General features: G+C 65.6%; 18 protein-coding genes and 1 tRNA gene. 8 read left to right on the forward strand and 11 right to left on the reverse strand.

Annotation, left to right across the window (positions count from 1 at the left end; all coding sequences use genetic code 11):
• The first annotated feature begins 103 nt into the window (after window positions 1-103).
• Window positions 104-343: an Lrp/AsnC ligand binding domain-containing protein gene (locus ACH107_RS02695; protein ID WP_310690225.1), complete on the forward strand. Its 240-nt coding sequence runs from the start codon at window positions 104-106 to the stop codon at window positions 341-343.
• On the forward strand, window positions 343-930 hold the full coding sequence (locus ACH107_RS02700) for a GNAT family N-acetyltransferase (RefSeq protein ID WP_412504543.1): 588 nt from the start codon (window positions 343-345) through the stop codon (window positions 928-930). Before ACH107_RS02695 ends, ACH107_RS02700 begins: the two co-directional genes overlap by 1 nt.
• Before the next feature lie 15 nt (window positions 931-945).
• Here the strand turns inward: ACH107_RS02700 and ACH107_RS02705 are convergent, their stop codons facing one another.
• The 4 genes from ACH107_RS02705 to ACH107_RS02720 form a co-directional block, all read right to left on the reverse strand.
• A complete protein-coding gene (locus tag ACH107_RS02705; protein ID WP_412504544.1) occupies window positions 946-1467 on the reverse strand; it encodes a flavodoxin domain-containing protein in 522 nt (173 codons plus the stop codon).
• Window positions 1468-1610: 143 nt separating this feature from the next.
• Window positions 1611-1685, reverse strand: a tRNA-Gly gene (locus ACH107_RS02710).
• A gap of 170 nt (window positions 1686-1855) precedes the next feature.
• Window positions 1856-2671: a YdiY family protein gene (locus tag ACH107_RS02715; protein ID WP_412504545.1), complete on the reverse strand. Its 816-nt coding sequence runs from the start codon at window positions 2669-2671 to the stop codon at window positions 1856-1858.
• 293 nt (window positions 2672-2964) lie between these two features.
• The gene (locus ACH107_RS02720; RefSeq protein WP_412504546.1) at window positions 2965-6408 is read right to left on the reverse strand and encodes a pyruvate carboxylase; all 3444 of its coding nucleotides are present in this window, start codon (window positions 6406-6408) and stop codon (window positions 2965-2967) included.
• 170 nt (window positions 6409-6578) lie between these two features.
• Here ACH107_RS02720 and ACH107_RS02725 point away from each other — a divergent pair, with 170 nt between their 5' ends.
• The gene (locus tag ACH107_RS02725; RefSeq protein ID WP_412504547.1) at window positions 6579-8936 is read left to right on the forward strand and encodes an ATP-dependent helicase; all 2358 of its coding nucleotides are present in this window, start codon (window positions 6579-6581) and stop codon (window positions 8934-8936) included.
• Window positions 8937-8940: 4 nt separating this feature from the next.
• Here the strand turns inward: ACH107_RS02725 and ACH107_RS02730 are convergent, their stop codons facing one another.
• Entirely contained in the window at window positions 8941-9597 is a 657-nt protein-coding gene (locus ACH107_RS02730; RefSeq protein WP_412504548.1) for a LysE family translocator, read from the reverse strand.
• Between the two features lie 28 nt (window positions 9598-9625).
• On the opposite strand from ACH107_RS02730, the gene ACH107_RS02735 reads away from it, so the two are divergent.
• Window positions 9626-10078, forward strand: a complete 453-nt coding sequence (locus ACH107_RS02735) for an Lrp/AsnC family transcriptional regulator (RefSeq protein ID WP_412504549.1) — start codon at window positions 9626-9628, stop codon at window positions 10076-10078.
• A 172-nt stretch (window positions 10079-10250) separates the two neighbouring features.
• Window positions 10251-10871 carry an exopolysaccharide biosynthesis protein gene (locus ACH107_RS02740; protein ID WP_310690216.1) on the forward strand — a complete coding sequence of 207 codons (621 nt, stop codon included), beginning with the start codon at window positions 10251-10253 and terminating at the stop codon, window positions 10869-10871.
• Window positions 10872-11166: 295 nt separating this feature from the next.
• Here ACH107_RS02740 and ACH107_RS02745 read toward each other — a convergent pair whose 3' ends face one another.
• The 6 genes from ACH107_RS02745 to ACH107_RS02770 all read right to left on the reverse strand — a co-directional run bounded on the left by ACH107_RS02745 (window position 11167) and on the right by ACH107_RS02770 (window position 16733).
• Window positions 11167-11478 carry a DMT family transporter gene (locus tag ACH107_RS02745; RefSeq protein ID WP_412504580.1) on the reverse strand — a complete coding sequence of 104 codons (312 nt, stop codon included), beginning with the start codon at window positions 11476-11478 and terminating at the stop codon, window positions 11167-11169.
• Window positions 11479-11506: 28 nt separating this feature from the next.
• Entirely contained in the window at window positions 11507-12118 is a 612-nt protein-coding gene (locus tag ACH107_RS02750; protein ID WP_310690215.1) for a YitT family protein, read from the reverse strand.
• Window positions 12119-12204: 86 nt separating this feature from the next.
• On the reverse strand, window positions 12205-13419 hold the full coding sequence (locus ACH107_RS02755) for an NADP-dependent isocitrate dehydrogenase (protein WP_412504550.1): 1215 nt from the start codon (window positions 13417-13419) through the stop codon (window positions 12205-12207).
• A gap of 72 nt (window positions 13420-13491) precedes the next feature.
• Window positions 13492-15699, reverse strand: coding sequence for an NADP-dependent isocitrate dehydrogenase (locus ACH107_RS02760; protein WP_412504551.1), 2208 nt, complete (start codon window positions 15697-15699; stop codon window positions 13492-13494).
• 135 nt (window positions 15700-15834) lie between these two features.
• Entirely contained in the window at window positions 15835-16080 is a 246-nt protein-coding gene (locus ACH107_RS02765) for a hypothetical protein (protein WP_412504552.1), read from the reverse strand.
• Window positions 16080-16733 carry an alpha/beta hydrolase gene (locus tag ACH107_RS02770; RefSeq protein WP_310690211.1) on the reverse strand — a complete coding sequence of 218 codons (654 nt, stop codon included), beginning with the start codon at window positions 16731-16733 and terminating at the stop codon, window positions 16080-16082. The genes ACH107_RS02765 and ACH107_RS02770 overlap by 1 nt, the downstream gene beginning before the upstream one ends.
• 156 nt (window positions 16734-16889) lie before the next feature.
• On the opposite strand from ACH107_RS02770, the gene ACH107_RS02775 reads away from it, so the two are divergent.
• The 3 genes from ACH107_RS02775 (at window position 16890) to sufB (ending at window position 20079) form a co-directional block, all read left to right on the forward strand.
• Window positions 16890-17348 (forward strand): Rrf2 family transcriptional regulator, encoded by a 459-nt coding sequence (locus tag ACH107_RS02775; protein WP_310690210.1) that lies wholly within the window; start codon window positions 16890-16892, stop codon window positions 17346-17348.
• Between the two features lie 136 nt (window positions 17349-17484).
• Window positions 17485-18528 (forward strand): cysteine desulfurase family protein, encoded by a 1044-nt coding sequence (locus tag ACH107_RS02780; protein ID WP_412504581.1) that lies wholly within the window; start codon window positions 17485-17487, stop codon window positions 18526-18528.
• Between the two features lie 24 nt (window positions 18529-18552).
• A complete protein-coding gene (gene sufB, locus ACH107_RS02785; RefSeq protein ID WP_412504553.1) occupies window positions 18553-20079 on the forward strand; it encodes a Fe-S cluster assembly protein SufB in 1527 nt (508 codons plus the stop codon).
• Window positions 20080-20165: the final 86 nt, after the last annotated feature.

Genomic DNA, 20165 nt, shown 5'->3' on the forward strand with positions numbered 1-20165 from the left:
CACCCGATGACAGCAAGGCCGCAGGGGTGGCGCCCATGCCGCAGGCGATTGCCCTTGGCGCAGGACCGTGCCAGCCTGCGCGAAAACCCGAAGGACCCCCGCCATGACAACCTGCGTCTTCGTCCAGATCCGCTGCCGCCCCGGCACGACCTACCGCGTGGCCGATGCCATCGCGCTCAAGGAAATCCACTCCGAGCTCTATTCGACCTCGGGCGAGTGGGACCTGCTGATGAAGCTCTACGTCCCCGAGAATGCGGACGTGGGCCATTACATCAACGAGAACCTGCTCGACATCGACGGGATCGAGCGCAGCCTGACCACCCTGACCTTCAAGGCCTTCTGATGCTGCCCGACGGCTATGCGGATGTGCCGCCGCGCAAGCTGGCCGCCGTGGTCACGCATCTGCAGATGTCCGCGCCGCCCGAGCCGCGCCCGGTTCCGGCGGTCGCCGCCGAGCTGGTGGCCCATGCCACCCCCGACCCCGCGTGGTATCGCGCCCTTTTCACTTGCGTCGGGCGGGACTGGCTGTGGTTCTCGCGGCTGGGGATGGCGGACGCGGCGCTGACGGCCATCCTGCACGACCCGCGGGTCGAGGTCTTTTCCCTGCGGCAGGCAGGCCGCGATCTCGGCCTGCTGGAGCTGGACTTCCGCGTCGCCGGTGAATGTGAACTGGCCTATTTCGGATTGGCGGCAGAGATGCGGGGGCAGGGGGCCGGGCGCTGGCTGATGGCGCAGGCGCTGGCCCGCGCCTGGTCGGCGCCGATCGGGCGGTTCCACGTCCATACCTGCACCCTGGACAGCCCCGCCGCGCTGGACTTCTACATCCGCTCAGGCTTCACGCCCTATCGCCGCCAGGTCGAGGTGGCCGATGACCCGCGCCTGTCGGGGCAGTTGCCGCGCGAGGCCGCGCCGCAGGTGCCGATCCTGTAGGGCGTCCTGTCCAGCTCAGGCCAGGAAGGCCGTCAGCGTTGCGCGCAGCGCGTCCCAGTCGGTGAATTCGTGTTCCGCCGCCTCGGCGTCGAAATCCTTGCCCTTGAGCACCACGTGCTGGACCACCTGCGCGGCGAAATAGTCATATTTGGGCATCTGCACGGCCCCCGCGACAATGGCGCTGGCATCCGGGGTAAAACCGGTGCGCATCTGCAACTCGGTGACGTAGTCCTGCGCCTCGGCCCGGCCCTCGGGGAAGGCGGCGTTCATGCTGACCGAAAGCAGCAGCGTCTTGCAATGCCCGAGGTCGCCCTTGCCGGTGGTCAGGAAGATCTCGAATTCCTGCGGGTGCCGCCGTTCATGGACCGGGGCGGCCAGGATCACCCTCTCGGCATCCTCCAGCGGCACCGCGACCATGGGATCGGACAGGTCGATCAGTCGGGGCGTAACGCCACCCTCGCGCACCACCTGGACGGCGAAATCGGCGATCTTGCGAGACTGCCCCTCGAAAGACTGAAACAGGATGGGGACGGTCATGGCACACCTCACCGTCGGTTACGCCCGCGACAGCGGGCCCAACGCGTCTTGGTTCAAGCCTAGCGCGAATGACCATCACCGGGCAAGCGCCGCGTCGCGCACTCCTCCTGGGTGCACCTAACTCTTTCCCGGGAAGGACCGATTGGAGCGGGTGATGAGATTCGAACTCACGACCCTTACCTTGGCAAGGTAATGCTCTACCCCTGAGCTACACCCGCGTCCTGTCGGTGGGGTGTGATTTAGGAAAACTGGCGCGGGGCTGCAAGCGGAAAATGCCGCGCCCCGGCCAAAAATTTCCCACACCGCACGGCTCGCCTCGCCATGTGCAAAGGGGCGGCCACCTGAGTGACCGCCCCCGCTGCGGGAATGCAGACCGCGTCGCCCGGACTTAGTTGAAGTTATAGACCAGCGAGACGCCGAAGGTGTTGTCAGTGTCATCCTTCCCCGGTTCGGGGTCGGTGTGATACTCGGTCACGACGCTGGTGCGCAGGGCCAGGGTCTCGGTCATGTTCACGTTCATGCCGAGGTCGTTGTAGACCACGGTGTCCGAGTCCGAGCCGATGATGTCGGTGTCATTGGTCACGGCCAGCGTGGGCGTCAGCTGGTTGTAGTAGTCCGAGGAGACCGCCAGCGCGCCCTCTTCGAGGTCGTCGGCGCTGTTCAGCTCGGCCACGCGGTAGCCGACGCCGGCCTGCACCGACCATTGTGTGCTTGCCGTGTCGAAGACGCGGTAGCCGACACCGGCGCCCAGGAAGTTGTCGCTGGTGTCGAAGGGCAGGCTTTCGACATTGCCCTGCAGCTTGGCGAAGCCGTAATAGTCACGCGCGAAATCGCGGGTGTATTGCAGCTTGTAGAGCAGGCTGTCCTCGTCGGTGACGCCCTCGTTCTCGGAGAACTGGTAGGACAGCTGCAGCTCATAGCCGTTGGTGCCGTCGAAGTAGCCCATGTCGGCGCCGAGGCCGAGCGAGGCGGTGTCGGTATTGCCGCTGGTGGCAGAGCCCTGCAACGAGAAGCTGCCGTCAAAGCCGATGGCGCGGCCCTCGTTGCCGAACTGCGGGGTGTCGCGCTCGAAATCGTCCTCGATGTCCTCGTTGAGGTCTTCGATGCGGTTCTCTGCGCCCGAGGCGTCGAGTGCCGACTGGGCCAGCGCTGCGGTGGACGTGGCGCCCGCCATTGCGAGGGCCAGGATGAATGTCTTGTACATGCTCATGTCCTTTGGGTTCCAAGCATTTCGCTTGGGGGCCGGGCATCGCGCCCGGGTGTTCCGTTTCATGGTGGGGATTGCTCACCTGCGCGTCACCTATGACCCGCACCCACCTGCAAAAAGGGGGAGACCGGCAGACAGATGTCCCCTGAGCGGTGAATAGCCGAGGCTGCGGGGAAATCCGCTGACACAGCGGAAATCACCTTTGAAACAGGCGCGTTGCCGCCGTCAGGCGACGGCTGCCCAAGGCGCGCGGGATGGCTGGCCGCGGTGCTGCGCGGCCGGCTGTCGCCTCACTCGAACTCGATCAGTAGATCCTTGGCGTCGATCTGGCCGCCGGGCTGGACATGGACAGCCTTGATGACCCCGTCGCGTTCGGCGTGCAGGCCGGTTTCCATTTTCATCGCCTCGATGGTCAGCAGCATGTCGCCCTCGCGGACCTTTTGGCCGGCCTGGACGACGACGCTGGCCACCACGCCGGGCATGGGCGCGCCCAGATGGGCGGGGTTGCCGGCCTCGGCCTTGGGGCGCTGCTGGTTGTCGCCCTTGACCCGGCGGTTGGGCACCCGGATCGTGCGGGGCTGGCCGTTGAGCTCGAAGAAGACCTTCATGTCGCCGTTCTCGTCGGTCTCGCCGATGGCCTGAAGGCGGATTTCCAGCGTCTTGCCGGGGTCGATCTCGGCGCTGATCTCGTGGCCCTGGTCCATGCCGTAGAAGAAGGTCGAGGTTGGCAGGCAGCGCACCGGGCCGTAGGTCTCGTGCCGGGTGGCGTAATCGGTGAAGACCTTGGGATACATCAGGTATCCGTTGAGATCCTCGTCGTCGATCTCGATGCCGCCCAGCTTTTCGCTGGCCTCCTTGCGCACCGCCTCCAGGTCCACCGGCGTCAGGTACTTGCCGGGGCGCTCCAGGTTGGGTTTGTCCTCCTTGAGCACCTTGCGCACGATGGCTTCGGGGAAACCGCCCGGGGGCTGGCCCAGGTTGCCGCGCATCATGTCGATCACGCTGTCGGGGAACGAGACATCCACCGCGGGGTCCTCGACCTGCGCGCGGGTCAGGCCCTGGCTGACCATCATCAGCGCCATGTCGCCGACCACCTTCGATGACGGCGTGACCTTCACGATATCGCCGAACATCATGTTCACATCCGCATAGGCCTGCGCCACCTCGTGCCAGCGTTCCTCCAACCCGAGGCTGCGCGCCTGCGCCTTGAGGTTGGTGAACTGCCCGCCGGGCATCTCGTGCAGGTAGACCTCCGAGGCCGGGGCCTGCAGGCCGGATTCAAAGGCGGCGTAATGCGCCCGCACGGTTTCCCAGTAGTTGGAAATCTCGCGGATGGCGGCGATATCCAGGCCGGTCTCGCGGTCGGTATGGCGCAGCGCCTCGACGACCGAACCCAGGGTGGGCTGCGAGGTATTGCCCGAGAAACTGTCCATCGCTGCGTCGATGATGTCCACGCCCGCATCCGAGGCCGCCAGCACCGTGGCGATGGCCGCGCCGCTGGTGTCATGGGTGTGGAAATGGATCGGGATGCTGATCTCGTCTTTCAGGGCCCGGATCAGAGCCCCGGCTGACGAGGCCTTGAGCAGCCCGGCCATGTCCTTGAGGCCCAGCATGTGCGCCCCGGCCTGTTCCAGGTCCTTGGCCATGCCGACATAGTATTTCAGGTCGTACTTGGCGCGGTCGGGGTCGAGGATATCGCCGGTATAGCAGATCGTGCCCTCGCAGATCTTGCCCGTGTCCTGCACCGCGTCCATGGCCACGCGCATGTTCTCGACCCAGTTGAGGCTGTCGAAGACGCGGAAGACATCGACGCCCGTTTCGGCGGCCTGGCGGACGAATTCCTGCACCACGTTGTCGGGATAGTTGGTGTAACCCACGCCATTCGAGGCACGCAGCAGCATCTGCGTCAGGATGTTGGGCATCTTGGCGCGGATGTCGCGCAGCCGTTGCCAGGGGCATTCCTGCAAGAAGCGATAGGCCACATCGAACGTCGCCCCGCCCCAGCATTCCACCGAGAACAAACCCGGCATCTTGGCGGCATAGCTGGGGGCCGCGTTGATCATGTCGATGGACCGCATCCGGGTTGCCAGCAGCGACTGGTGCCCGTCGCGCATGGTGGTGTCGGTGATCAGCAGCTGCGGCTGGTCCTGCACCCATTTCGCCAGCGCCGCGGGGCCGTTGCGGTCGAGGATCTGGCGTGTCCCGTCAGGCACCGTATCGGCCGACCGCACGGGCGGTTTCGGTGTGATCGCCGCCGGCCCCGGCGTCGGGCGGCCGGCGGTTTCGGGGTGCCCGTTCACGGTGATGTCCGCGATATAGGTCAGCAGCTTGGTCGCCCGGTCCCGGCGCGGCTTGAAATCGAACAGTTCCTCGGTCTCGTCGATGAAGCGGGTCGAGTATTCGTTGTTCAGGAACGTCGGGTGGCGCAGCAGGTTGATGACGAAATCGAGGTTCGTGCTGACGCCGCGGATGCGGAACTCGCGCAGGGCGCGGTCCATCCGGGCGATGGCGGCCTCGGGGGTGGGGGCCCAGGCCGTGACCTTCTCCAACAGGCTGTCATAGTATCGGGTGATGACGGCCCCGGAATAGGCGGTGCCGCCGTCCAGCCGGATGCCCATGCCCGTGGCCCCGCGATAGGCGGTGATGCGGCCGTAATCGGGGATGAAGTTGTTGGCCGGGTCCTCGGTCGTGACCCGGCATTGCAGGGCGTGACCGTCCAGTTTAACGTCATACTGGGTGGCGGTGCCGGTGGCCTCGACCAGGCTCTTGCCCTCGGCGATCATGATCTGGGCGCGGACGATGTCGATGCCCGTGACCTCTTCGGTGACGGTGTGTTCCACCTGCACGCGGGGGTTCACCTCGATGAAGTAGAACTGGCCGGTTTCCATATCCATCAGGAACTCGACCGTGCCGGCGCATTCGTAATTCACATGGGCGCAGACCTTGCGACCCAGGTTGCACAGATCCTCGCGCTGGGCGTCTGTCAGGTAGGGGGCGGGGGCGCGTTCCACGACCTTCTGATTGCGGCGCTGCACCGAACAGTCCCGTTCCCACAGGTGGTAGATCTCGCCGTCCTTGTCGCCGAGAATCTGCACTTCGACGTGGCGGGCGCGGGTGATCATCTTTTCCAGATAGCCCGCGCCGTTGCCGAAGGCGGCCTCGGCCTCGCGGCGGCCCTCCAGCACCTTTTCCTCCAACTCGTCCTCGGAATTGATCGCGCGCATCCCGCGGCCGCCGCCACCCCAGCTGGCCTTGAGCATGATCGGAAAACCGATCTCGGCGGCGGCCTTGCGGGTCGCGTCCATGTCATCGCCCAGCACATCAGAGGCGGGCACGACCGGCACGCCGGCCTCGATGGCCACGCGCCGCGCGCTGGCCTTGTCGCCCAGGGCGCGCATGGTCTCGGCGCGCGGGCCAATGAAGGTGATCCCCGCCTCGGCGCAGGCATCCACGAAATCGGGGTTCTCCGACAGCAGGCCATAGCCGGGATGGATTGCGTCGGCGCCGCTGGCCTTGGCCACGCGCAGGATTTCCTCGATGGACAGATAGGCCTGCACCGGGCCCAGCCCCTCGCCCACGCGGTAAGCCTCGTCCGCCTTGAAGCGGTGCAGGCTCAGCTTGTCCTCTTCGGCGTAGACGGCGACGGTGCGCTTGCCCATCTCGTTGGCGGCCCGCATGATGCGGATGGCAATCTCGCCGCGGTTGGCGACAAGGATCTTCTGGAAATCGGCCACGGGTCAGGCTCCCCTGTTTGCAGTTGCAGCAATCTATGAAGATTTCGAGACGGGTGTAAACAGCGGAGAACTGGGTAGCCGTTAGCGATAACGTCGCGGGAAGATCAAGTTCAGGAACAATTGGGGAACGGTCCTTCCCCCTCTTGGCGAGTCGCGTTAGGTTGCCGCGCATGAGCAGTTTTTCCGACGATGACGCCTTCGAGGCCGCCGTGCCGCTGAGCCAGCGCGCCATGGCGCGGCCCGCCGCCCCCTACCTTGAGGGCCTCAACCCCGCCCAGCGTGAAGCGGTCGAGGCGCTGGACGGCCCCGTGCTGATGCTGGCGGGGGCGGGCACCGGCAAGACCAAGGCGCTGACCTGCCGCATCGCGCATCTGCTGACCACCGGCAAGGCGCGGCCCAATGAAATCCTCTCGGTGACCTTCACCAACAAGGCCGCGCGCGAGATGAAAAGCCGCATCGGCGCGCTGATGGGCGAGACGATCGAGGGAATGCCCTGGCTGGGCACCTTCCACGCGATCTGCGTCAAGCTGCTGCGCCGCCACGCCGAACTGGTGGGGCTGAAATCCAACTTCACCATCCTCGACAGCGACGACCAGAAACGCCTGCTCAAGCAACTGGTCGCGGCCGAGAACATCGACGACAAGCGCTGGCCACCGCGTATGCTGGCCGGCATCATCGACGGCTGGAAGAACAAGGCCTGGACACCCGAGACCGTGCCGGTGGCCGAAACCGCCGCCTACGACGGGCGCGGCGTGCCGCTCTATGCCGCCTACCAGCGCCGCCTGAAGGAGTTGAACGCTGTCGATTTCGGCGACCTGCTGTTGCACATGGTCACGATCTTTCAGGATCACCCGGACGTGCTGGCGCAGTACCAGCGCTGGTTCAAGTACATCCTGGTCGACGAATACCAGGACACCAACGTCGCGCAGTATCTCTGGCTGCGTCTGCTGGCGCAGGGGCACAGGAATGTCTGCTGTGTGGGCGACGACGACCAGTCGATCTATGGCTGGCGCGGGGCCGAAGTGGGCAACATCCTGAAATTCGAAGCTGATTTTCCCGGCGCTACGGTGGTGCGGCTGGAACAGAACTATCGCTCGACCGGGCATATCCTGGGCGCGGCCAGCGGCGTGATCGCGGCCAACAAGGGGCGGCTGGGCAAGGAACTTTTCACCGCCGCGGGCGAGGGCGAGAAGGTCCGCCTGATCGGCCATTGGGATGGCGAGGAAGAGGCCCGCTGGATCGGGGACGAGATCGAGGCGATGCAGCGCGGTACGCGCGGGCGTGCCCCTATGGGCCTTGATTCCATGGCCATCCTCGTGCGCGCCAGCCACCAGATGCGCGCCTTCGAGGACCGATTCCTGACCATCGGCTTGCCATATCGCGTGATCGGCGGGCCGCGGTTCTACGAACGCCAAGAGATTCGCGATGCCATGGCCTATTTCCGCCTGGCCGTATCCCTCGACGACGACCTGGCCTTCGAACGGATCGTCAACACGCCCAAGCGCGGCCTTGGCGACAAGGCGGTGCAGACCATCCAGCGCACTGCGCGCGACAATGGCGTCAGCCTGGTCGAGGGCGCGCGGCACTGCGTGCAGGGGCAGATGATCAAGGGCAAGGGCGGCGGTGCGCTGGCCGGGCTGGTTCAGGGGCTGGACCGCTGGCACCGCCAGCTGCGCGCGGAGACCGACAGCCATGTCGAGCTGGCGCAGGTGATCCTCGATGAATCGGGCTACACGGCCATGTGGCAGAACGACCGCACGCCTGAGGCCCCGGGTCGGCTGGAAAACCTCAAGGAACTGGTCGAGGCGCTGGAGCAGTTCGAGAACCTGCAAGGGTTCCTCGAACACGTCAGCCTGATCATGGACAACGAAAGCCAAGAGACCGAGGAGAAGGTCACCATCATGACCCTGCACGGCGCCAAGGGGCTGGAGTTTCCCGCGGTCTTCCTGCCGGGTTGGGAGGATGGGTTGTTCCCCTCGCAACGCTCCATGGACGAAAGCGGCCTCAAGGGCCTGGAGGAGGAACGCCGCCTGGCCTACGTCGGCATCACCCGCGCCGAGGAGGTCTGCACCATTTCGTTTGTCGGCAACCGCCGGGTCTATGGTCAGTGGCAAAGCCAGATGCCCAGCCGGTTCATCGACGAACTGCCCGAGGATCACGTCGAGGTGCTCAACCCGCCGGGGCTCTACGGCAGCACGGGCGGGGGCATGGACCTGCCGCAGTCCGACCTGCCCGACCGGGCGGCCAATGCCGATGCCTATGAGTCGCCCGGCTGGCGGCGCATGCAGGCCCGCCGCGACCGACGGCCCGTGTCCCAACCCGCCGAGGCCCGCGGCCTGGTGATCGACGCGCAGGCGGTGCCCGCCTTCAGCGTTGGCGACCGCGTCTTTCACCAGAAGTTCGGCTATGGCGAGGTCATGGAGATCGAGGGCGACAAGTTGTTGATCGAGTTTGACAAGGCCGGGGCCAAGCGCCTGGTCGGCAAGTTCGTCGTCGCCGCAGGGCAGGCGGATGGCGTGCCGTTTTAGGCGGTCACCCGCGGCTGAACAGATCGGCCAGGATCGGCACCAGCGTCAGGACCAGCAGCGCGGCCATGGTCCAGTTGAACAGCCGCAGCCGCGCCGGGTTCGACAACCAGCGGCGCACCTGAGTACCGCCCAAGATCCAGGTGTTCACGCAGAGGATGTTCGAGGCGATGAAGATCGCCGCCACCAGCACCGCGCCGGTCCAGCCGCCGTCGGGCGGGGCATAGGTGGTCTGGGCGGTTAGCCCCATGTAGATCGCCTTGGGATTGACCCACTGGAAGGCCGCCGCCTGCAGGAAGGTCAGCGGGCGGCCCCCGGCCTTGGCCCGCTCCGGCGGGGCGGCATGGGCGATCTTCCAGGCCAGCACCAGAAGGTAGGCGGCGCAGGGCAGGGTCAGAAGCGTCCTGGCCTGCGGGTAGGCCTCGAACACCCGCGCCAGGCCAAGGCCCAGCACCAGCACCATGAAGCCGTGGCCCAGGCTGACCCCCAGCAGGTGCGGCACGGTCCGCCGCCAGCCGAAATTCGCCCCCGAGGCCATGAGCATCAGGTTGTTCGGCCCCGGCGTGATCGAGGCGACGACGGCAAAGGTGACGAAGGCGGTGAACAGCTCGAGGGTCATGGCGCACAAGATGCGCTGTATCCCGCAGAATGAAATTTCATTCATGTGAGTTTTTTGCCAAGATGAACAACGCATGACTGATCTTGACGATAACAACCGCAGGATATTGCGGGCCCTTTCGACGGATGGGCGCATGTCGAATCTCGACTTGGCCGCGCGGGTGGGCCTGTCGCCCTCGGCCTGCCTGCGCCGGGTGCAGGCGCTTGAACGGCGCGGCGTGATCCGCGGCTATCGTGCCCGGCTGGACCCGGCCCAGACCGGGCGCGGCTTCGTCGTCTATGTCACCGTCGGCTTGTCCGAGCATTCCAAGGCCGCGCAGGAGGGGTTCGAGGAGGCCATGGCCAGCGCCCCCGAGGTGCGTGAGTGCCACAACATCGCCGGGGCCTTCGAATACCTGTTGCGGGTCGAAACGGCGGACCTGGCCGCGTACAAGGCCTTTCACACCGACCATCTGGGCACCGTGCCCCATGTCCGGGCCATCACCAGTCACATGGTCATGGGCACCTCGAAGGACGAGCGCGGCTGACCCGATGACGCGCGGGGCGCATCCTGATCCGTCGGCCGGTGCCACCCGCGGCTCGCGGACAGATGGCACGGCGGCGCCGAGGAACGCTTTCCCGTTGCGCCGGGGCCGGGATGTGATTGTAATTCCGCGCGCGAAAGCAGATATCCGGGGGCAGGCTACCGGAAAGGACCAGATGCGGCCCGAGGACGAAAAACGACGCAGACCCTCCCTGTCGCTGCCGATCCTGCGCATCTCCCGCAGCCAGCACGACGCCGGGACGCTGACCGTTGGCACCCTCCTGGCCGCGCTGGGCGAGGCTTCCTTCGGCTGGGCCATCGTGGTCTTTTCGCTGCTGACCTTCCTGCCCCTGCCACCGGGGTCATCGCTCATCACGGCGCTGCCGTTGCTGGTCATCACCGGACAGATGCTGGTGGGCTTTCGCTACGTCCGGTTGCCGCGCATGCTGGCGCGCAAGCCCCTTGATCCGTACAAACTGCGCCGCGCCGTGCTGCGGTTGCGCCCGGTGACCCGTCGGCTCGAACGAGTGCTGGTGTCGCGCTACACGCTGATATTCGCGCGCCGCAACCAGCGGCCGCTTGGCCTCCTGCTGTTCGTGGTCGCCTTCGCGCTGTTCCTGCCGGTGCCCTTCAGCGGTTGGTTTCCGGCGGTTTCGCTCTTCATCATCGGGGTCGGCGTGGTCGAACGTGACGGCCTTGTCACCACGATCGGTCTGGTGCTGGGCGCGGCCTCGGTGATCCTGACGCTGTCGCTGCTGGCCTCTTTCGCCCTGGGGGCCGACGCGATGATGGGCTGAGACCGGTCGGACACGATCAAGACAGCGGGGACAAGACTTACGGCAGCTCGACGACCTGGCAAGAGACCCGTCAAGCCAAACGGCGATCCCGCCTCGCAAACGCGGCGCGACCCCGCCCCCGGGCGATGTCATGGTCCCGGATCCGCGCGATGGTCACCGGATCGAGATAATACGGTGCCAATCGTCTGCCGCGTTCGCCGCCATGCGGGTTCATATGCGGACATGGCCCGCGCGTGTCGCGTTCGATCCGGTCCGTAACCGGCGAAGCAGCTCAGCAAAGGCCCGAACCTGGGCCCTAGTGGGACGTCGTCGCCGAGAAGAGTTGGATGATCGCGATCCCGGTCAGGATCAGCGTGATGCCGATGACCGCCGGCAGGTCCAGCGTCTGGCGGAAGACCAGCCAGCCGATCAGCGCGATGAAGAAAATGCCCAGACCCGACCACATGGCATACATGATGCCCACGGGCATGTATTTCAATGTGAGCGAGAGCAGGTAGAAACTAATCGCATAGGCCACCACGACGAGGACCGAGGGCCACAGCCGGGTGAACTGCGCGCTGGCCTGAAGGGCCGAGGTTCCGATGGTCTCGGCGGCGACGGCAAGCATGAGGTAGAGGTAGTGTGAGGGCATCCGGTCAGCGTCCCGTGTAGCGATCATGGCGGTGGTTGGTGGCGATGATGAGGTTGGCGACCACGGCACCGGCCAGCGAGAAGAGCACCAGCCGCGGCGGCATGACGGTGAGGGCGACGACAAAGAGCGTCACGTCGAACATCAGCTGGACATAGCCCGCCCGGAACCCGGTCCGGTCCTGGATCACCAGCCCCAGCACGCCGACGCCGCCGAGCGAGGCGCCGTGGCGGAAGATCGCGATCAGGCCCAGCCCGGTGACGCCGCCGATCAGCAGCGCGCCCAGCACCGGGTCGAGCCGGTCGAACCGGATCAGGGCGGGGAAGGCTTCGGCCATGACCGAGAGCAGGGTGACGCAGATCAGGCTTTTGACCACGAAGACCCGGCCCAGCCGCACCCAGCCCAGCCAGTAGAACGGCAGATTCAGCACAAAAAAGATCGGCCCGAAGGACCAGCCGGTGACATAGGACAGCAGCACCGCTAGCCCGGCCGTCTGGCCGGTGATCAGCCCAAGGTGCGTCAGCATGGTGATGCCGAGGGCGCACATGGCCGTTCCAAGACCGAAGGCCTGCGCATCCTCCAGCGGGGAATGCCGGGTGGTGGGGACGTCCTGCGCCATGGGGACGCGCTAGGCCAAGGGGCGTTTGGTGTCAAAGTGAAAAGGGCCACTCCGGCGTGGCGGCCCCAGGCCCAAGGGGGTGGCGATCAGCCCCCCAGCGCCTTGTTCAGGTTCGTGTCGACCTTTTCAAGAAAGCCTTCGGTCGTCAGCCAGCGCTGGTCGGGGCCGACCAGCAGCGCGAGGTCCTTGGTCATGTCGCCGCTTTCCACGGTGGAGACGACGACCTTTTCGAGGGTCTCGGCAAAGGTCTTGAGGGCGGCGTTGTCGTCGAGCTTGGCCCGGTGCTTGAGCCCGCCCGTCCAGGCGAAGATCGAGGCGATGGAGTTGGTCGAGGTCGCCTCGCCCTTCTGGTGCTGGCGGTAGTGGCGGGTGACCGTGCCATGCGCCGCCTCGGCCTCGACGATCTTGCCATCGGGCGTCATCAGCTGGCTTGTCATCAGGCCCAATGAGCCGAAGCCCTGCGCCACGGTGTCGGATTGCACGTCGCCGTCGTAGTTCTTGCAGGCCCAGACGAAGCCGCCGTTCCACTTCATGGCACAGGCGACCATGTCGTCGATCAGCCGGTGTTCGTACCAGATGCCGGCCGCGTCGAACCTGTCCTTGAACTCGGCGTCGAAGGTCTCCTGAAAGATTTGCAGGAACTGCCCGTCATACTGTTTGAGGATCGTGTTCTTGGTCGAGAGATACAGCGGCCAGTCCATGTTCAGCGCATAGTTCATCGAGGCGCGGGCAAAGTCGCGGATCGAGTCATCGAGGTTGTACATGCCCATGAACACGCCCGAGGACGGGGCGTCATAGACCTCTTCCTCGATCACCGTGCCGTCCGCGCCGACGAATTTCATCGACAGCTTGCCGGGGCCGGGAAACTTCATATCGGTGGCGCGATACTGGTCGCCGAAGGCATGGCGCCCGATCACGATGGGCCGCGTCCAGCCGGGCACGAGCCGCGGCACGTTGCGGCAGATGATGGGCGCGCGGAAGACCACGCCGCCCAGGATGTTGCGAATGGTGCCATTGGGGCTGCGCCACATCTTTTTCAGGCCGAATTCCTCGACCCGGGCCTCGTCGGGCGTGATCGTTGCGCATTTGACCGCCGCGCCGACCTCCTTGGTCTTCTCGGCGGCGTCGATGGTGATCTGGTCCTCGGTGCGGTCGCGCTCTTCAAGCCCGAGATCGTAGTAGAGCAGGTCGATGTCGAGATAGGGCAGGATCAGCTTGTCCTTGATGAAGTGCCAGATGATGCGTGTCATCTCGTCGCCGTCCATCTCGACGATGGGGTTCTCTACCTTGATCTTCGACATGGGACTCTCCTGCATGGGTGTGGGGCTGGGCGGAGGCGCGGCCGCAGGGGCCGCGCCTCAAGCAGTGTAGGCTCAGCCGATGACGGCGTTGAGCGCCGCGCTCGGGCGCATCACCTGCGCCAGCTTTGCGTCATCGTTGCGGTAGTAGCCGCCCGTATCGGCGGGGCTGCCCTGGGCCGCGGCCAGTTCGCCGGTGATCTGCGCCTCGTCCTCGGCCAGCGCCCGGGCGAGCGGCGCGAAGGCGGCGGCCAGTTCGGCGTCGTCGGCCTGGTCGGCCAGCGCCTCGGCCCAGTAGCGCGCGAACCAGTAGTGGCTGTCGCGGTTGTCGGGTCTGCCCACCTTGCGGCTGGGGCTGCGGTCATGGTCGAGCACGCCCTGGGTCGCCACCTCGACCGCCTCGCCCAGCACGCGGGCCTTGGCGTTGCCGCTCTGATCGGCGAGGAACTTGAAGCTTTCGCCCAGGGCGCAGAATTCGCCCAGGGAGTCCCAGCGCAGGTGGTTTTCCTCGTGCAGCTGCTGGACGTGCTTGGGCGCCGAGCCGCCCGCGCCCGTCTCGAACAACCCGCCGCCATTCATCAGCTTGACGATGGACAGCATCTTGGCGCTGGTCGCCAGTTCCAGGATCGGGAACAGGTCGGTCAGGTAATCGCGCAGCACGTTGCCTGTGATGGCGATGGTGTTCTCGCCCTTGGTAATGGTCTCAAGCGAGGCGCGGGTCGCCTCACGCGGGGCCATGATTTCGAATTTGTCTTCCACGCCGGCGGCTTGCAGGATTGGCTTCACGTATTGGATCAACTGGGCATCATGGGCGCGGGTGGCGTCCAGCCAGAAGATCGCGCGGTAGCCGGTCGCGCGCTGCCGGTCGATGGCCAGCTTGACCCAGTCCTCGATCGGCGCCTTGCGTGCACTGGCCGAACGCCAGATGTCGCCCGCCTGTACCTGATGCCGGTGCAGCACGGTGCCATCGTCAAGCACCATCTTGATCGTGCCGGCCTGCGGGATCTCGAAGGTTGTGGGGTGGCTGCCGTATTCCTCGGCCTTCTGGGCCATCAGCCCGAGGTTCTGAACCGTGCCGGCGGTGGCCGGGTCCAGCTTGCCGTTCTCCTTGAAGAACTTGATCGTCTCGTCATAGACCGGCGCATAGGAGCTGTCGGGGATCACACAGGTGGTGTCGTGCTGGGCGTCGTCCGGCCCCCAGCCCTTGCCGCCGGCCTTGATCAGCGCGGGCATCGAGGCGTCGATGATCACGTCGCTGGGCACGTGCAGGTTGGTGATACCTTTGCCCGAATCGACCATGTACATGGGCGGGCGCTCGGCCATGACCCGCTCGACCTCGGCCAGGATTTCGGGCTTGTCGGAGACGCGGTCGAGCAGCGCGCCCAGCCCGGCGTTGGGGTCAACACCCGCCGCTGTCATCGCGTCGCCGTGCTTGTCAAAGACGGGCGCCAGGAACTGCCGCACCGCGTGGCCGAAGATGATCGGGTCGGACACCTTCATCATGGTGGCCTTCATGTGCAGCGAGAAAAGCGTGCCCTCGGCTTTGGTCTTCTCGATTTCCTCGGCCAGGAAGGCGTCGAGGGCGGCGGCGCTCATGTAGGTGGCATCGACGACGGTGCCCGCGGGATAAGAGACACCCTCCTTCAGCACGGTCTCGCCCTGGGCTGTTTCCAGTACGATCCTGGCGGTCGCGGTCGTGTCGAGCGTGGCCGAGACCTCGTTCGAGAAGAAATCGCCGCCCTGCATCGAGGCCACGCGCGTCTTGCTGGCGGCCTCCCAGTCGCCCATGCGGTGCGGGTTGTCTTGGGCGTATTTCTTGACGGCCCCGGCGGCGCGGCGGTCGGAATTGCCTTCGCGCAGCACCGGGTTCACGGCCGACCCCTTGATCGTGTCGTATTTGGCGCGCACGGCCTTTTCGGCCTCGGTCTTGGGGTCGTAGGGATAGTCGGGCAGGGCAAAGCCCTTGTCCTGCAACTCCTTGACGGCGGCGACCAGCTGCGGCTCGGAGGCCGAGATATTGGGCAGCTTGATGACATTGGCATGGGGCTGCTTGACCAGTTCGCCCAGCGCGGCAAGGTCGTCGGGCAGGCGCTGGTCGGCGGCCAGTTCATCCGAGAAGGTGGCCACGATGCGGCCCGCGAGCGAAATGTCCCTGGTGCCGATGCGGATGCCGGCGGCCTTGGCGAAGCGCTGGATGATCGGCAGCAGCGAGGCGCTGGCCAGTTCGGGGGCCTCGTCGACCTTGGTGTAGATGATATCGGGGTTGGTCTCGGGGTTGGACATGGGATCGCCTTTTCGCTTCACTCGGGATGAGCCGCACACGCCAGAGCGCGGCACGGGTTGCCTGCCCTTTAGCGGAAATACGCCCCCGAGGGAAGATGGTATGCGACAGTATACCAGTTTCGGCGCGCGCCCCGTCTAGTCGCCCTTGCGCGCCTTCAGCTCGGCTTCGATCTGTTGCAGCCGGTCCTTGAGAAAGGCGCGGGCCTTGCGTTCGGCCATGCGGATGCGGACCTGGGTCAGGAAGGTCTCTTCCAGCGTCTGCGAGGCGGCGCCGATCACCTCGGCCACCTCGACGAAGAGGCGGTCTTCGCCGGTGGCATCCTGAACCTCGATCACGTCCTCGGCCAGCTTGGCGGCCAGGTCGTCGACCATGTCAGGCATCAGCGCGTGCTTTCGGTGAGCCGGTGCGAGACGTAGCCCGAGACGGTTTCGATCATCGTCTCCATGTGCGCGTCCTCGAAGAAGTGCCCTGCACCGGGAACCTCCTCATGGGTGACGGTGATGCCCTTCTGCTCGTGCAGCTTGCCCACCAGCGCGGTGGTGTCGGCGGGCGGGGCGACGCGGTCGGCCGCGCCGTTGATCACCAGCCCCGACGAGGGGCAGGGCGCCAAGAAGGAAAAGTCGTACATGTTCGCCGGCGGGCTGACCGAGACGAATCCGCTGATCTCGGGGCGGCGCATGAGCAGCTGCATCCCGATCCAGGCCCCGAAGGAGAACCCGGCCACCCAGCAATGCTTGGCGTTCTGGTTCATGCCCTGCAGGTAATCCAGCGCCGAGGTGGCATCGGCCAGCTCGCCCACGCCCTGGTCATACTCGCCCTGGCTGCGGCCGACGCCGCGGAAGTTGAAGCGCAGCACGTTGAAGCCGAGATTGTGAAAGGCATAGTGCAGGTTGTAGACCACCCGGTTGTTCATGGTGCCGCCGAACTGCGGATGCGGGTGCAGGACGATGGCAATCGGCGCGTCCCGGTCCCGGCTGGGGTGATAGCGGCCTTCGAGACGTCCTTCGGGTCCGGGGAAGATGACTTCGGGCATTGCGGTCCGTTCATGTCCGGGGCACGGCTTTCTTGACGGAAACGCACGGCCACCTTAGAAGTATTCTAAACCGATGCGAGCGCACCGGCCATGACCGATTAATGGGCCGCCGCGCCTTCGTCAACTGACCGGCGCGTCGCCAAGCGGGGAAAGACCATGAAACTCAGCACAAAGGGGCGATACGCGATGGTGGCGCTGGTCGATATCGCGCTGCAGCCCCAGGGTGCGCTGACCTCGCTGGGGGAGCTGTCGAAACGGCAGAACATATCGCTGCCATACCTGGAGCAGCTATTCGTCAAGCTGCGCCGGGCGGATCTGGTAGAAAGCGTGCGCGGCCCTGGGGGTGGCTACAGCCTGGCCCGGCCCGCCTCAGAGATCCGCGTGGTCGAGGTGCTGGCGGCGGTGGACGAGACCGTGGACGCCATGCACACCGGGGCGGGGGCCTCGGGGGGGCTGTCAGGGTCTCGCGCGCAATCGCTGACCAATCGCCTGTGGGAGGGGATGTCGGCGCATGTCTATGTCTTTCTCCACCAGACGCGCCTGTCCGACGTGGTGGGCAATTCGCTTGCCCCCTGTCCGGCGGTGCCCTCGCTGTTTCAGATGGTGGACGAATGAGAGGCTGTTGCCAAATTGAGTGCTGCGCACGGTCTTTGGGTTTGATTGGCGCTCTGCCCGTTGCCATTGTCTGTCGGACCAATGGCGCGACACGGGCGACCCCTGGATATGTCCGGCCAGAAGAAGCGGGTGCATGATGGCCCGCGTTTACCTGGACCATAACGCGACGGCGCCCCTGCGCCCCGAGGCGCGGGCTGCCATGGCCGAGGCCTTTGACGTGGTGGGCAACCCCTCGAGCGTTCATGCCGAGGGGCGTGCGGCCAAGGCGCTGCTTGAGAAGGCGCGGGCGCAGGTGGCCGAGGCCCTGGGCGCGATGCAGGCCGACATCGTCTTCACCTCGGGGGCGAGCGAGGCGGCGGCACTGGCGCTGGCGGGGCGGGACCTGGCGGGCGCGGATACCGAACATGACGCGGTCTGGTCCTGGATCGACCCGGTTCTGCCGGTGGACGGGCAGGGCCATGTGCGCGTTGCCGATCCGGGCGGCACGGCGCTGCAACTGGCCAATTCCGAGACCGGCGTGGTGCAGGCCCTGCCGCCCGGCCTTGCGGTGACGGATGTGACCCAGGCGGTGGGGCGGCTTCCATACGCCCATGACTGGGCTGGCGCACAGATGGCGATTCTGTCGGCGCACAAGTTCGGCGGGCCCAAGGGCGTGGGCGCGCTGGTGCTGCCGCAGGGCAGTGACCTGGCCGCGCGCATCCGCGGCGGTGGGCAGGAGATGGGGCGCCGGTCGGGCACCGAGAACCTGCCCGGCATCGCGGGCATGGGGGCGGCGATCACCGCGGCCGTGGCCGAGCTGGCCGCGGGGCGTTGGGAGGAGATCGCGGAATTTAGAAATATTCTAGAAAATGCTCTTGAGGCCTCTGGAAAGGAGACTATTTTCGTCGGGAAAGGGGCGCAGCGCCTGCCCAACACGAGCTGCTTCATCACGCCCGGCTGGAAGGGCGAGACGCAGGTCATGACCATGGACCTTGCCGGGTTCGCGATCAGTGCCGGATCGGCCTGTTCCAGCGGCAAGGTCAAGGAAAGCCGGGTGCTGCGCGCGCTGGGTTTCGAGGCCGAGGCGGCGGGCTGTGCGACCCGGGTCTCGCTGGGGCCCGAGACGACACGGGAGGATGTCCTGCGCTTTGCGGATGTCCACGCCGAGAAGATGAGGAAACACCGCGCCCGCGCTGCATAGGGTGCGCAACGAAAGGACTAGGGAATGACCGCGATGGACAATCTGGACGTGGACGTCAAGGACGGCGTCGATCAGGAGACCGTGGATGCGGTCAAGTCGTTGGGCAAGTACAAATACGGCTGGGAAACCGATATCGAGATGGACTATGCCCCCAAGGGGCTGACCCGCGATATTGTCAAGCTGATCTCCGAGCGCAACGAGGAACCGGCCTGGATGACCGAGTGGCGGCTGGCGGCCTATGATCGCTGGCTGGAGAAGGAAGAGCCCGAGTGGGCCATGATCGACTATCCGCAGATCGACTTCCAGGAACAGTATTACTATGCCCGCCCCAAGAGCATGGCCGAGAAGCCCAAGTCGCTGGACGATGTCGACCCAAAGTTGCTGGCCACCTATGAAAAGCTGGGCATCCCGCTGAAGGAACAAATGGTTCTGGCGGGCGTCGAAGGCGCGGAGGATGCCCCGGCAGAGGGCCGCAAGGTGGCCGTGGACGCGGTCTTTGATTCGGTGTCCGTCGGAACGACCTTCCAGGAAGAGCTCAAGAAGGCCGGCGTGATCTTCTGCTCCATCTCCGAGGCGATCAAGGACCACCCCGAGCTGGTCAAGAAATACCTCGGATCGGTCGTGCCGGTCTCGGACAACTTCTATGCCACGCTGAACTCGGCGGTCTTCTCGGATGGTTCTTTCGTCTACGTGCCGCCGGGTGTGCGCTGCCCGATGGAGCTGTCGACCTATTTCCGGATCAACGCCGAGAACACCGGCCAGTTCGAGCGCACGTTGATCATCGCCGACAAGGGCAGCTTCGTGTCGTACCTTGAGGGCTGCACTGCGCCCCAGCGCGACGAAAGCCAGCTGCACGCCGCTGTCGTGGAGATCATCGTCGAGGAAGACGCCGAGGTGAAGTATTCCACCGTCCAGAACTGGTTCCCCGGTGACGAGAACGGCAAGGGCGGCATCTACAACTTCGTCACCAAGCGGGCCGATTGCCGCGGCGACCGGGCCAAGTGCATGTGGACCCAGGTCGAGACCGGCTCTTCGGTCACCTGGAAGTATCCCTCCTGCATCCTGCGTGGCGACGACAGCCAGGGCGAGTTCTACTCGATCGCCATCACCAACAACTGGCAGCAGGCCGACACCGGTACCAAGATGGTGCACCTGGGCAAGAACACCAAGTCGCGCATCGTTTCCAAGGGGATTAGCGCGGGCCACGCCCAGAACACCTATCGCGGGCTGGTATCGATGCACCCCAAGGCCAAGAACAGCCGCAACTTCACCCAGTGCGACAGCTTGCTGATCGGGGACAGCTGCGGGGCGCATACGGTTCCCTATATCGAGGTGAAGAACAACTCCTCGCGGGTGGAACACGAGGCCACGACCAGCAAGATCGACGAGGATCAGATGTTCTATGCCCGCAGCCGCGGCATCGGCGAGGAAGAGGCCGTCGCGCTGATCGTCAACGGCTTCGCCAAGGACGTGCTGCAGGCCCTGCCCATGGAGTTCGCCATGGAGGCACAGCAACTCGTGGCGATCTCGCTGGAGGGCTCGGTGGGGTGACGCCCCGCCGGGCTGCGCAACGATTTCGACAGGACAAGGCATGATCATCCCCACCGGAAGAAGAACCTGATGGTCGGTGCCGCGGG

Source organism: Roseovarius halophilus (ex Wu et al. 2025), from assembly GCF_047086965.1.